Source organism: Falsiroseomonas algicola (genome assembly GCF_011040385.1).
In the GTDB taxonomy this organism is placed as follows: domain Bacteria; phylum Pseudomonadota; class Alphaproteobacteria; order Acetobacterales; family Acetobacteraceae; genus Falsiroseomonas; species Falsiroseomonas algicola.
Genome location: NZ_JAAIKB010000001.1, coordinates 363,160 through 375,975, shown reverse-complemented (window position 1 = coordinate 375,975; position 12,816 = coordinate 363,160). Strand labels below are relative to the sequence as shown.

Below are 12,816 nucleotides of genomic sequence, written 5' to 3'. Positions count from 1 at the left end.
GCAGGCAGGGTCAGGGCAGGCGGTTGCCGTCCGGACCGAAGAGATGCACGAGCGAGAGGTCGGGCGCGACGCGCAGCAGGTCACCAGGCCGGCCCTGCACCCTTTCGCGGAAGGCGCCGATGATCTGCGTCTCGCCGATCCGCAGCGTGACCTGCGTCTCGGAACCCGTGGGCTCGACCAGCACGATGGTGCCCTCGACGCCGTCATCGGCCAGCATCAGGTGTTCCGGCCGGATGCCGTAGGTCGCGGCCTGCGCGTTCGCGCCGGGCGGCAGGGGCAGCAGCGCGCCGCCATCGGTGCGGAAGCCGCCATCGGCGACGCGGCCCGGCAGCAGATTCATCGCCGGGCTGCCGATGAAGCCCGCGACGAAGAGGTTGGCGGGCCTGTCATACAGCGCGAGCGGCGCGCCGGCCTGCTCGATCCGGCCGCCATTCATCACGACGATCTGATCGGCCATGGTCATGGCCTCGATCTGGTCATGCGTGACGTAGATCGTCGTCGTCGCCAGGCGCTGCTGCAGTTCCTTGATCTCGGACCGCATCTGCACGCGCAGCTTGGCGTCGAGGTTGGACAGCGGCTCGTCGAACAGGAAGACCTGCGGGTGGCGCACGATGGCGCGCCCCATCGCGACGCGCTGCCGCTGCCCGCCGGAGAGCTGCCGCGGATAACGGTCGAGCAGCGCATCGAGGCCGAGGATCTTGGCCGCGCGCTTCACCTCCTCCTCCATGACGTCGGCCGGCGCCTTCGCCAGCTTCATGGAGAAGGCCATGTTCTCCCGCACCGTCATGTGCGGGTAGAGCGCGTAGTTCTGGAACACCATGGCGATGTCCCGGTCCTTCGGCGGCACGTTGTTCACGACGCGGCCGCCGATGGCGATCTCCCCGCCCGAGATGTTCTCGAGCCCCGCGATCATGCGCAGCAGCGTGGACTTGCCGCAGCCCGAAGGCCCGACCAGCACGACGAATTCGCCATCCGCGATCTCGACGTCCACACCGTGAAGGATCTTGGTGCTGCCGAAGACCTTCTTCGCCTGCCGCACCGATACTGTCGCCATCCGCTGCCCCCCGCGCGCCTCACTTGCCGGGGCTGCGCCGGACGAAGCTACACACGGCCCGACGATCTGCGCAACCTCGCGCGGTAACCGCGTGGTTCACCCGCGCATCACGCATGGCTTCACGCTGGACGCGAATGGTGCGGCGGGTCTAGCCATGCTGCGTTGCAGCATGGAGATGATCGCGCATGCCGGAGCACTACAGGCGCCTGGCGATCCTGCTCGGGGCGCTCACGGCCTTGGGTCCGCTGGGCGTGGACATGTACCTGCCGGCCTTCCCGGCGATGGGGGCCGATCTCGGCGCCAGCGCGGCCGAGGTGCAGCGCACGCTGGCGACCTTCCTGCTCGGCATGGCGCTGGGGCAGCTTGCCTATGGCCCGCTGGCGGATCGCATCGGGCGGCGCGTGCCGATGATGGTGGGGCTGGTGCTGTTCATCCTGGCCTCCATCGGCTGCGCGCTCGCGCGCTCGGCGGAGTCGCTCGCCTGGCTGCGGCTGTTGCAGGCCCTGGGCGGCTGCGTCGGCACCGTCGTCTCCCGCGCCGTGGTGCGGGACCTCTGCGACGAACGCGGCGCGGTGCGCATGATGTCGCTGCTGATGCTGGCCATGGGCGCGGCCCCGATCCTGGCGCCGATGTTCGGCGGCTGGATGCTGGTGGGGTTCGGCTGGCGCAGCATCTTCTGGTTCCTCGCCATCTACGGCGTGGTGGCGCTGGCGGTGCTGGCGGCGACGCTGCCGGAAAGCCTGGCGCCGGAGCAGCGGCGCCGGGACGGACCGCTGGAGGTGCTGGCGACCTACCTCTCCATCCTGCGGGACCGTCGCTTCCTGGCGCCCGCGCTGGCGAGTTCGGTGCCGATGGCCGGGCTCTTCGCCTATCTCGCGGGCTCGCCGATCGTGCTGATGAACGTCCATGGCCTGACGCCGACGCAATACGGCATGGCCTTCGGGTCCAATGCGCTGGCGCTGATCGCGGCCAGCCAGGTCACGGCGCGGCTGGTGCGGCGCCACGCGCCCTCCTGGCTGCTGCCGCGCGTGCTGGTGGCGCAGGCGACGGCCGGGGTGCTGGCGCTGGTGGCCGTGCTGTCCGGGCTGCTGGTGCCGCTGCTGGCGGCGCTGTTCCTCTATCTCGGCCTGCTGGGCGCGACGCTGCCGCTGGCGGGTGCGCTGGCCATGCAGCCCATGGGCCGCGTCGCCGGCAGTGCCTCCGCGCTGATGGGCACCATCCAGTTCGGCATCGGGGCGCTGATCGGCGCGCTGATGGGCGCCATCGGCGGCGGTGGCCTGGCGATGGGCCTGCTGATCGGCGCCGCGGGGCTTTCGGGCCTCACGGCCTACAGCGTGCTGCGGCGCTGATCGTCAGACGACGGGAAGGGGATCGGCGTCCGCCGGCGCCTCGGGCAGGGCGATGCGGGGCAGGGAGACCTGCATCTCCACGACCAGCCCCGTGGCTTCCCAATGCTGCAACAGGATGCCGCCCAGCTGGTCCCGGATGGTGGCGGCGACGAGGCGGCTGCCGAAGCCGCGGCGGGATGGGGCGCCTGGCACCGGCGGCCCGCCGCTTTCCTCCCAGCGCAGCACCAGGTCGCCGGTGGCGGGGCGGATGGCCCAGGTGATGGCAAGGTGGCCCTGCGCCCGCGCCAGCGCGCCGTATTTCACGGCATTGGTCGTCAACTCATGGAAGGCGAGCGACAGGCTCTGCGCGGCGGAGGGCGCGATGCGGAGTTCGGGGCCTTCCAGCGTCACGGTGGACCGACCCTCGTTGCGCAGCGTGAAGGCCGCCAGTTCGCCCGTCAGCAGCGCGCGGAGGGAGGCGCCGGCCCAGCGCTGCTCCGCCAGCAGGGTATGCGCTCGCGCCAGCGCGGCGACGCGTCCTTCCACCGCGGCGGCGTAGCTTTCAAGGCTGGTGCGCGGCGTCAGCCGCAGCGCGGCCTGCACGACGGCCAGCGCGTTCTTGGCCCTGTGGTCCACTTCCCGCGCCAACAGCGCGCGACGCTCCTCCGCCTCCCGCCGCGCGGTGATGTCCTGCACGGTGCCGGCGGCGCGCAGCGGCCGGCCCGTCGCGTCGTGCTCCACCACCCGGGCGCGCGCCTCCACCCAGACCACGCGCCCGTCCGGGTGATGGAAGCGGTATTCGGCGGCATAGAGCTCGGCACTGCCCTCCGCCATGCGCTCGAAAGCCTGGGCCGCGACGGGCCCGTCCTCCGCGTGGACGCGGTTCCACCAGCCGGGATAGGCGCCCACCGTCTCCTCCGCGGGCGCGCCGAAGATCGCCAGGGTGCGGGGCGATCGCTGGACGAGTCGCGTGCGGAGATCGACTTCCCAGGTGCCGAGGTCCGCCGCTTCCAGGGCCACCCGCAGCCGCGCCTCGCTGCCGGACAGCTGTGCGGTGCGATGGGCGAGTTCGGCGGTGCGCTCGGCCACGCGGTCTTCCAGGCTGGCGCGCGCGGCCTCCGCCGCCCGGTCGGCGCGGCCGACCCGCCAGGCCAGCAGGCCGAGGGCCAGCGTCGCGGGCAGGCCGATGCCGAGCAGCCAGGCGACCCGCGCCAGCCACCGGTCGATGATCACCGCGCGGTCGCGGGCCGCGGCGGCATAGACGGGCCAGCCCTGCACGCGCCGATAGACGACGAGGCGCGGCACGCCATCGAGGAAGGATGTCTCCAGCGCCTCGATCCGCGGCGGGTTGGCCGCCATCTCGGCCTGGGTGGCATCCGTGGTGTGGCGCGGCCAGGGCGGCGGGGCGGGCAGTTCCAGCGTCCGCGCCAGCAAGGTGCCATCCTGCCGCACGACGGAGAGCACGTCCTCCGACGTGCCGCGCAGGCGCCGCAGCCCGGCCGCCATGAGGTCCGGCGTGACGGAGATGTTGATCAGGCCGTCGAATGCCCCCGGCGGCAGGCCGTTCGCCGCGCCGTCCCGGCGCAGCGTGACCGGGAAGAAGTCGCGCCCATTGGCGCGGCCGCGCGACACCTCCCCGATCAGGACCGGGGCGCCCTCGGCGGCGCGCATGGCAGTGAAATAGCCGCGGTCGGAGAGGTTGACCGGCGCCGGATCCGGCGTGTCCGTGGTCAGCAGGATGTCGCCGTTGCGGTCGATGACATAGACGGTGAAGGCGATGCCGTAGCGCTGCAGTTCCAGCACCTGGCGGGCGCGGTCGTGCAGTTCCGCTGCACGGGCCCGGATCGAGGCATCATCCAGGCCATCCAGCAGCAGCGCCACCTGCTGGCCGCGGAGCCGATGGGTATCCAGCGCCGCGCGCGCGTATTCCGCCGCCGCGTCGGCGGTGCGGGCCACCTCGGCGCCGGCTTCCTCCCAGGTCGCGGTCCAGGCGATCCAGGCACCGACGGCCTGGAGCGCGAGCGGCAGCGCCACGGCAGCCGCCAGCAGGGCACGCCGGGGGGCGGTTGCCCGCGGGTTCGGGCCGGCGTTGCGGTCACGGGCGTAAGGGTTCGGCTCCACACCGCCAACATGCCGGCAGGACCGATACGCGCAATGAACAACGGGCGAGATTCGTGAACACGAATGCGCGTGCGGGTTATCGCCGGACCAGCGCCTCCGCCGCCGCCACGACCTTGGCGACATCGGGCTTCAGCGCATCCTCCAGCGGCGGCGCGAAGGGGACGGGCACCCGGGGCTGGCCGACCCGCGCCACCGCCTTCATCCCGCCGGGGCCGAGGCGTTCGACCATCCGGGCCACGATCTCGCCGCCGAAGCCGCCCACCGTCACGGCCTCATGCGCCACCAGCAGTCGGCCGGTCCGGCCGAGGGAGGCGGCGACCGCCTCCTCGTCCCAGGGCCAGAGGGTGCGGAGGTCGAGGATATCGGCCTCGATCCCGCGCTGTGCCAGCATGGCGCCGGCTTCCTCCACCTGCGGCACCAGGGCGGACCAGGTGACGATGGTGAGGTCGCGGCCTTGCCGCGCGTGGCGCGCGCGGCCGAAGGGGATCGGGTCGATCACCTCCGGCACCTCCCCGGTCACGGGGAAGAGGTTCTTCGGGTCGAAGAACAGCACCGGGTCGTCGCTGCGGATGGCGGAAACCAGCAGCCCGGCGGTATCGGCCGGCGTCGCGGGCACCGCGACGACGACGCCCGGGATATGGGTGAACCAGGATTCCAGCGTCTGGCTGTGCTGGGCGGCGGAATTGCGCCAGATGCCGTGCGGCATGCGCACGACGACGGCGGGTTTCGCCTGGCCGCCGAACATGTAGCGCACCTTGGCGACCTGGTTCACCAGCTCGTCCATCGCGCACATGACGAAGTCGAAGATCCGCATCTCGATGATCGGCCTTGTGCCGACCAGCGCGGCGCCGAGGCCGCCGCCCATGATCATGCTCTCGCTGATCGGCGTGGAGACGATGCGCGACTCCCCGAATTCATCGAGGAAGCCGCGATACTGGCCGAACAACCCGCCGCGGGCCACATCCTCCCCCAGCACCCAGACCGTCGGGTCGCGGCGCATCTCCTGCAGCGCGGCAAGGCGCGCGGCTTCCACGAGCGTGACCTGGGCCATGGTCAATGCGCCTCCACCGCGCCGCTATCCTGCACGTCTTCCCAGGCGATGGCGGGATCGGGCCAGGGGGCGCTGAGCGCGGCCTCCCGCGCCTGCGACATCTCCGCCCGCGCCTCGCCTTCGATCCCCGCAAGGAAGGAGGGCGGCACGCCTTCCGCCAGCAGCCGCGCGCGCAGACGGCCGATGGGCTCGGCTTCCTTCGCCGCGGCGACGGCGGCGGGGTCGCGCCAGGCGGCGGGGTCGGTGCTGGTATGGCCGGTGATGCGATAGGTGGTGGCATGCAGCAGCCGCGGGCCGGCGCCGGCACGGATTTCCGCGACGAGGCGGGACGCTGCCTCATCCACCGCTGCCGCGTCATTCCCATCGACGCTCAGGCAGGGAACGCCGAGCGCTTCCGACCGCGCCACCACGCCAGGGCCGGCGGTGACGGAGGCCGTCGCGGTGAAGGCGGCGACGCCATTGTCCTCGCAGACGAACAGGACCGGGAGGCGGTAGAGCACGGCCCAGTTCAGCCCCTCCAGGAAGGGGCCGCGATTGATGGCGCCGTCCCCGAAGAAGCAGGCCACGATGCTGTCGCGCCCCAGCAGCTTCAGGCCCTGCGCGGCACCGACCGCGATGGGGATGCCGCCGGCTACGACGCCATTGGCCCCCAGCATGCCGACGCTGAAATCGGCGATGTGCATGGAACCGCCCTTGCCCCGGCAATGCCCGCCGGCCCGGCCGAACAACTCCTCCATCATGCCGGACACGCCGGCGCCCTTGGCGAGCGCATGGCCATGGCCGCGGTGGTTGGAGGTGATGCGGTCATCGCGGCGGAGATTGGTGCAGACCCCGGCGGCCACCCCCTCCTGCCCGATCGAGACGTGCAGCGGCCCGGGGATCTCGCCTGCCTTGTGGGCGGCCAGCGCCGTCTCCTCGAAGGCGCGGATGCGGCACATGGTGCCGTAGAGCGCGATCAGCCGCGCGCGGTTGTCGCCCCCATTCAGGCTTGGGCCTGTGCTCATTCTGCGATTCCGTTTCCCCAACCGCCCGCCCGGCAGGCGGGGGGCTTGCGGAGGATGCTTGAGCGGGCGACAGAATCAAGACGGGGGGAAGCATGGACATCGCACCGCTGGTCCTGGACAGCGTGACGCACCTGTCGGACGCGGCTATCGGCCGGGTGGCCTGCTGCGCCAGCCATGGCGGCGTCTATGCCGCCTGGTATGCGGCGCGGAAGGGCGTGGCCGCCGCGGTGCTGCATGATGCGGGCATCGGGCGGGACCGCGCCGGCATCGCCGGGCTGGACTGGATGGCCGCGCAGGGCATGCCCGGCGCCACCATCGGCTATCGCAGCGCGCGCATCGGCGATGGCGCGGACATGATGGCGCGCGGGCTGGTGAGCTTCGTGAATGCCCCCGCCGCGGCGCTCGGGATCGAGCCGGGCATGCCCTGCCGGGAAGCCATGGCCAGGCTTGCCGCCGCGCGCCTGCCGCCCGCTTCCGCCGTGCAGCCCATGGGTGAGGCGCGGCAGGAACTGCCGGGCACGGCCACCATCCGCGTCTTCGCGATCGATTCGAACGGTCTGGTGCTGCCGGCCGATGCGGGGCGCATCGTCGTCACGGGATCGCATGGCGGGCTGCTGGGCGGCAGGCCGGAGACGGCGGTGAAGGCCGCGGTGCGCGCCGCCCTCTACAACGACGCCGGCATCGGCATCGACGATGCCGGGATCTCCCGGCTGCCCGCCTTGCAGGCCCGCGGCATCGCCGGCGCCACGGTCGATTGCCACTCCGCCCGGATCGGGGAGGGGATGAGCAGCTTCGAGGACGGGGTGATCTCCGCCCTCAATGACCGCGCCGTCGCCATGGGCGGCCGGATCGGACAATCCGCGCGCGACTTCGTCGCCGCCATGCTGGAGCACGCCGAATGACTGCCAATGCCACCCGCCGCATGAGCGGCGGCGCCGCGCTCGCGGAGATGCTGAAGCTGCACGAAAGCGGCCCGATGTTCGGCATGGGCGGCTTCCAGCTGCTGCCCTTCTACGAGGCGTGCCGGGTGCTGAAGGTGCAGCACTACCTCATCAATGACGAACGCTGCGGCGCCTTCGCGGCCGATGCCTATGCGCGCGTGACCAACCGGCCCGGCCTGGTGGACGGCACGCTCGGCCCGGGGGCGACCAACCTGGCGACCGGCCTGGCGGAGGCCTTCAACGCCGGCATGCCCATGGTCGCGATCATCGGCGATGCCAACCGCCAGCACGCCTGGAAGAACATGACGCAGGAGGCGCGGCAATTCGACGTGCTGCGGCCTTTGGTGAAGGAGGCGATTCGCGTCGAGGTCATCTCCCGCATCCCCGAACATCTGCGCCGCGCCTTCGCGGTGGCCACCAGCGGCCGGCCCGGCCCGGTGCTGCTGGCGGTGCCGGAGGATGTGGCGCATGCCGAGCATGATTTCGACGCCAGCGATTTCTGGGTGGATCCGGGTACGCTGCGCGCGCAGGCGCGGCGGTCCCGCCCGGCGCGGGACGATCTGGCGCGCGCTGCGGCGCTGCTGGCCAAGGCCGAGCGGCCGATCATCCTGGCCGGAGGCGGCGTCCATATCAGCGAGGCCCATGACGCGCTGCTGGCGCTGGCGGAAGCGCAGGGCATCCCGGTGGCGCATACCATGTCCGGCAAGGGCGCGATCGGGTGCAACCACGCGCTCTCCGCCGGCGTCTTCGGACGCTATTCGCGGATCGCCAATGACCTCATCGGGCTCAGCGATTGCCTGCTGGTGGTGGGCTGCAAGCTGGGGGAGATCGCGACCAAGCGCTTCACCCTGATGCCGGCCGGCGTGCCGCTGATCCATCTCGACATCGTGCCGGAGGAGATCGGCCGCACGACGCGCCAGGACGTGGCGCTTTCCGGCGATGCACGCTGCGGGCTGGAGGATCTTCTGGCCGAACTAGGCCCCCGCACGGATCGCCGCGCCGAATGGTGCGCGGAGGTGCCGAAGCGCATGGCCGCCTGGATGGAGGGGGCGCGGGACCGGCTGGAGAGCGTGGAAAGCCCGATCAATGTCGGACGGCTGATGGGGGAGCTGAACAAGATCCTGCCCGCCGATGCCGTGCTGGTCGCGGATGGCGGCTTCGCCGGGCATTGGGGCGGGCTGCTGTTCGACACCAAGCGCGCGGGCCGCGGCTTCGTGGCGGATCGCGGCTTCGCCTCCATCGGCTACGGTGTTCCGGGTGGCATCGGGGCGCAGATCGGCGTGGGCGCGAAGCGGCGCGTGGTCTCGCTGACGGGCGATGGCGGCTTCAACATGTCGATGGGCGACCTGGAGACGGCGCGGCGTGTCGGCGCCCCCATCGTCGCCTGCATCTTCAACAATGCCGCCAGCGGCTATGTGAAGGCGCTGCAGCACGCCGTCTTCGGCCATGGCAACTACCAGTCCTCCGACCTGGTCGAGATGAACTACGCGAACATCGCCAACGCCATGGGCTGCCAGGGCATCCGCGTCGAGGATCCCTCGAAGCTCGCGGGCGCGTTGCAGGCGGGGCTGGAGAATACGGACACGCCGACGGTGCTCGACATCGTCGTGACGCGCGATCCCGCCAAGATGCTGCCGGCGGCGGATAACCGGACGCTGAAGGTGGAGAAGGGCGACCGCCCCGTATGAAATCTTCGCAACCGTAACACTCCTGTTGCGGGCAGCGAATAGGCTGGGGCGATTCGAGGAACCGCCCATGCCCCGCCTGCCCCATGCCCGCTTCATCCCCCTGGCCCTGGCGCTGGGGGGCGCGGCGCTGTCCCTGCTGGCGGTCGCGATCTGGCCGGGGTTCTGGAGCGGCCTGGCACTTCTGCTCACCGGTGGGCTGGCAGCGCTGGGGCTGCGCGACCTGTTCCACCCGACGCACGCCGTGCTGCGCAACTACCCCATCGCCGCGCATCTCCGCTTCATCCTGGAGAGCATCCGGCCAGAGATGCGGCAGTACTTCTTCGAGGATGAGAAGCACGGCACGCCCTTCAGCCGGGACAAGCGCGCGGTGGTCTACCAGCGCGCCAAGATGCAGTTGGACAAGCGCCCCTTCGGCACCCAGTACGACGTCTATGCCGATGGCTTCGAATGGCTGCAGCACTCCATGGCCGCGAAGCCGCCGGTGCATGAGGCGCCACGGGTGATCATCGGCGGACCGGACTGCGCCAAGCCCTATGAAAGCTCGCTGCTCAACATCTCCGCCATGTCCTTCGGCAGCCTGTCGGCCAACGCCATCAAGGCACTGAACAAGGGCGCGCGCGATGGCGGCTTCGCGCATGACACGGGGGAGGGCGGGCTCAGCCCGCATCACAGGGAGCATGGCGGCGACCTGATCTGGGAGATCGGGTCCGGCTATTTCAGCGCCCGCAACCCGGATGGCAGCTTCTCCCCGGAGTTGTTCGCGCAGGTCGCCGCCAACGACCAGGTGAAGATGGTGGAGCTGAAGCTCAGCCAGGGCGCCAAGCCCGGCCATGGCGGCGTGCTGCCGGGCGCCAAGGTGACGGCGGAGATCGCGCTCACCCGCGGCGTGCCGATCGGTGAGGATTGCGTCTCGCCCCCCAGCCACTCAGCCTTCTCCACCCCCGTCGAGATGATGCGGTTCATCGCGGAGATGCGGCGCCTGTCCGGCGGCAAGCCCGCAGGCTTCAAGCTCTGCATCGGCCATCGCTGGGAGTTCCTGGCGATCTGCAAGGCGATGCTGGAGACGGGGATCACGCCCGACTTCATCGTCGTGGACGGCGCGGAGGGCGGCACGGGGGCGGCGCCGCTGGAATTCATGGACCATATCGGCATGCCGATGCGCGAGGGGCTCGATTTCGTCCATAACGCGCTGATCGGCGTCGGCCTGCGGAATCGCGTGAAGATCGGCGCCAGCGGCAAGATCGCCAGCGGCTTCGACATGGCCCGCGCCATGGCGCTGGGCGCGGATTGGTGCAATGCGGCGCGCGGCTTCATGTTCGCGCTGGGCTGCATCCAGTCGCTGTCCTGCCACACGGATCGCTGCCCGACCGGCGTCGCGACGCAGGACCCGACGCGGAGCCGCGCCCTGCTGGTGCCGGACAAGGCGACGCGGGTGCGGCAGTTCCATGCCGCGACGCTGGAGGCGCTGGGCGACATGGTGGCGGCTGCGGGGCTCGATCATCCCTCGCAGTTGCAGCCGGAGCACTTCATGCGCCGTGTCGCCGGCCAGGATGTGCGGAGCTTCGCGCAGCTCTTCCCACGGATGGAACCAGGTGCCCTGCTGCTGGGCACGGACGACCCCCGCTTCCGGGAGGCCTGGGCCCTGGCCGATGCGCACAGCTTCGCCCCGCGCCGGCTGGCATTGATGTCGGCCTAGGCTAGGCTCTCGCCGCGACGGCGGGGAGGACAGCGTGGGCAACGCGAATGCGGCCAATCTCGGGCGGTTGCTGACGCAGACGGCGCGGCGCGTGCCGGACCGCCTGGCGCTGGCCTGGGGCGAGAGGCGCTGGAGCTGGGCCGAGCTGGATGCGCGGGTGGACCGGCTGGCCTCGGCGCTGCGGGGGCTCGGCGTGGGGAAGGGGGACCGCGTGCTGGTCCATTCCCGCAACACCAACGCGATGGTCGAGACCATGTGGGCCTGCTTCAAGGCGGGCGCGGTCTGGGTGCCGACCAACTTCCGGCTGACGCCCACGGAGGTGACCTACCTTGCGACGTCGTCGCGCGCCGTCGTCATGATCCGCGATGTGAGCTTCGCCGCGCACGCCGCTGCGGTGCGCGCGGCATCGCCGCATCTGCGGGCCGTGGTGGCGGTGGGCGATGCGGGGGAGGGGGAGCAGGAGTATGAGGCGCTGCTCGCGGCCGCGACGCCGCCGGCGCCGGACCATGAGGCCGATGTCGCCTACGACGATCCCTGCTGGTTCTTCTACACCTCCGGCACCACCGGCCGGCCCAAGGCGGCGGTGCTGACGCATGGCCAGATGGCGTTTGTCGTGACGAATCACTTGGCGGATCTGATGCCGGGTACCACCGAGCATGACGCCTCGCTGGTTGTCGCGCCGCTGTCGCATGGCGCCGGCATCCACGCGTTGTGCCAGGTCGCCCGCGGCGCAAGATCGGTGCTGCTGAACGGAGAAAAATTTGATCCCGCCGAGGCCTGGGCGCTGGTGGAGGAGCATCGCGTCTCCAACATGTTCACCGTGCCGACGATCCTGACCGCGCTGGTCCGCGACCCCGCGGTTGACCGGCACGACCATTCATCGCTCCGCCACGTCATCTATGCCGGCGCGCCGATGTATGAGGCCGACCAGCAGGAGGCACTGTCGAAGCTAGGCCCCTGCCTGGTGCAGTATTTCGGCCTCGGCGAGGTCACGGGCAATATCACCGTGCTGCGGCCGGACCAGCACACGCCGGAGAATGCCGGCAGCTGCGGCGCGCCGCGGACGGGCATGGAGGTCGCGATCCTCGCCGAGGACGGTACGCGCCTGCCGCCCGGCACGATCGGGGAGATCTGCGTCCGTGGCCCGGCCGTCTTCGCCGGTTATTTCGAGAATGACACCGCCAATGCGAAGGCCTTCGCCGGCGGCTGGTTCCACACCGGCGACCTCGGCCGGATGGATGCGCGGGGGTTCCTCTACATCACCGGCCGGGCGTCGGACATGTTCATCTCCGGCGGCTCCAACGTCTACCCGCGCGAGGCCGAGGAGGCGATCCTGACCCATCCTGCCGTCGCGGAATGCGCCATGGTTGGCATGCCGCACCCGAAATGGGGGGAAGCCGGCATCGCCTGCGTCGTGCCGCGCCCCGGCATGGCGGTGGAGGAGGCCGAGCTGCTGGCCCACCTGAAGGACCGCATCGCCCGCTACAAGCAGCCGCTGCGCATCGTGGTCTGGGACGCGCTGCCGAAATCGGGCTACGGCAAGGTGCCGAAGACCCTGGTGAGGGCGCGGCTGGAGGCGGAGGGGGTGGGCTTCTAGCGCCGCCGCCCCGCCAGGTAGGAAGCGCCCTCCGGCCCCGCGATCTCGGCATGGGTCGTGCCGCGCGCGACCTCGAAGGTCTCATCGGCCAGATAGGTCTGGCGGCCCTCGCCGGTCTCGTAGATCAGCGTGCCCGACAGGATCAGCAGCCGCGCATCGAAGGGGTGGGTGTGGTCGGGCGTCGCCTCCCCGGGCGTGAGCGTCCGCTCCACCGTCTCGGTGAAGCCGTCCCGCGCCAGGGCGGATTCGAAAGCGGTTCGGTCCATGGATCGGCTCCCCCGGGTATGGCCGGCGCGGCGTGTTCCGGTCTAGCCTCCGCCCCGTCAACGCCTGAGG

Annotated in this window: 10 protein-coding genes; 5 read left to right on the top strand and 5 right to left on the bottom strand. The window is 71.2% G+C overall.

Annotated elements, in window-relative coordinates; all coding sequences use genetic code 11:
* Positions 1–10: 10 nt before the first annotated feature.
* Complete coding sequence (locus G3576_RS01765; RefSeq protein ID WP_164692600.1) at positions 11–1,054, bottom strand: ABC transporter ATP-binding protein; 1,044 nt, start codon at positions 1,052–1,054, stop codon at positions 11–13.
* Positions 1,055–1,239: 185 nt separating this feature from the next.
* Between G3576_RS01765 and G3576_RS01760 the strand changes: the two genes are divergently transcribed.
* Positions 1,240–2,403 (top strand): multidrug effflux MFS transporter, encoded by a 1,164-nt coding sequence (locus G3576_RS01760; protein WP_164692599.1) that lies wholly within the window; start codon positions 1,240–1,242, stop codon positions 2,401–2,403.
* A gap of 3 nt (positions 2,404–2,406) precedes the next feature.
* On the opposite strand, the gene G3576_RS01755 is transcribed toward G3576_RS01760, so the two are convergent.
* The 3 genes from G3576_RS01755 to G3576_RS01745 form a co-directional block, all read right to left on the bottom strand.
* The gene (locus G3576_RS01755) at positions 2,407–4,416 is read right to left on the bottom strand and encodes an HWE histidine kinase domain-containing protein (RefSeq protein ID WP_164692598.1); all 2,010 of its coding nucleotides are present in this window, start codon (positions 4,414–4,416) and stop codon (positions 2,407–2,409) included.
* 163 nt (positions 4,417–4,579) lie between these two features.
* Positions 4,580–5,554 carry an alpha-ketoacid dehydrogenase subunit beta gene (locus tag G3576_RS01750; RefSeq protein WP_207622605.1) on the bottom strand — a complete coding sequence of 325 codons (975 nt, stop codon included), beginning with the start codon at positions 5,552–5,554 and terminating at the stop codon, positions 4,580–4,582.
* Between the two features lie 2 nt (positions 5,555–5,556).
* Complete coding sequence (locus G3576_RS01745; RefSeq protein ID WP_164692596.1) at positions 5,557–6,558, bottom strand: thiamine pyrophosphate-dependent dehydrogenase E1 component subunit alpha; 1,002 nt, start codon at positions 6,556–6,558, stop codon at positions 5,557–5,559.
* A gap of 92 nt (positions 6,559–6,650) precedes the next feature.
* Between G3576_RS01745 and G3576_RS01740 the strand changes: the two genes are divergently transcribed.
* From G3576_RS01740 to G3576_RS01725, 4 genes are all read left to right on the top strand, one after another.
* The gene (locus G3576_RS01740; protein ID WP_164692595.1) at positions 6,651–7,460 is read left to right on the top strand and encodes a hypothetical protein; all 810 of its coding nucleotides are present in this window, start codon (positions 6,651–6,653) and stop codon (positions 7,458–7,460) included.
* A complete protein-coding gene (locus G3576_RS01735) occupies positions 7,457–9,187 on the top strand; it encodes a thiamine pyrophosphate-binding protein (protein WP_164692594.1) in 1,731 nt (576 codons plus the stop codon). Before G3576_RS01740 ends, G3576_RS01735 begins: the two co-directional genes overlap by 4 nt.
* A gap of 67 nt (positions 9,188–9,254) precedes the next feature.
* On the top strand, positions 9,255–10,883 hold the full coding sequence (locus tag G3576_RS01730; RefSeq protein WP_164692593.1) for an FMN-binding glutamate synthase family protein: 1,629 nt from the start codon (positions 9,255–9,257) through the stop codon (positions 10,881–10,883).
* Positions 10,884–10,917: 34 nt separating this feature from the next.
* On the top strand, positions 10,918–12,480 hold the full coding sequence (locus tag G3576_RS01725; RefSeq protein WP_164692592.1) for an acyl-CoA synthetase: 1,563 nt from the start codon (positions 10,918–10,920) through the stop codon (positions 12,478–12,480).
* Here the strand turns inward: G3576_RS01725 and G3576_RS01720 are convergent.
* Positions 12,477–12,746 carry a cupin domain-containing protein gene (locus G3576_RS01720; RefSeq protein WP_164692591.1) on the bottom strand — a complete coding sequence of 90 codons (270 nt, stop codon included), beginning with the start codon at positions 12,744–12,746 and terminating at the stop codon, positions 12,477–12,479. The two genes, G3576_RS01725 and G3576_RS01720, sit on opposite strands and share 4 nt — an antisense overlap.
* Between the last annotated feature and the right edge of the window lie 70 nt (positions 12,747–12,816).

What these genes read in the sequence shown, in the direction of transcription:
- G3576_RS01765 (WP_164692600.1), bottom strand. Translation starts at nt 1,054, where the DNA reads ATGGCGACAGTATCGGTGCGGCAGGCGAAGAAGGTCTTCGGCAGCACC.
- G3576_RS01760 (WP_164692599.1), top strand. Translation starts at nt 1,240, where the DNA reads ATGCCGGAGCACTACAGGCGCCTGGCGATCCTGCTCGGGGCGCTCACG.
- G3576_RS01750 (WP_207622605.1), bottom strand. Translation starts at nt 5,554, where the DNA reads ATGGCCCAGGTCACGCTCGTGGAAGCCGCGCGCCTTGCCGCGCTGCAG.
- G3576_RS01745 (WP_164692596.1), bottom strand. Translation starts at nt 6,558, where the DNA reads ATGAGCACAGGCCCAAGCCTGAATGGGGGCGACAACCGCGCGCGGCTG.
- G3576_RS01740 (WP_164692595.1), top strand. Translation starts at nt 6,651, where the DNA reads ATGGACATCGCACCGCTGGTCCTGGACAGCGTGACGCACCTGTCGGAC.
- G3576_RS01735 (WP_164692594.1), top strand. Translation starts at nt 7,457, where the DNA reads ATGACTGCCAATGCCACCCGCCGCATGAGCGGCGGCGCCGCGCTCGCG.
- G3576_RS01730 (WP_164692593.1), top strand. Translation starts at nt 9,255, where the DNA reads ATGCCCCGCCTGCCCCATGCCCGCTTCATCCCCCTGGCCCTGGCGCTG.
- G3576_RS01720 (WP_164692591.1), bottom strand. Translation starts at nt 12,746, where the DNA reads ATGGACCGAACCGCTTTCGAATCCGCCCTGGCGCGGGACGGCTTCACC.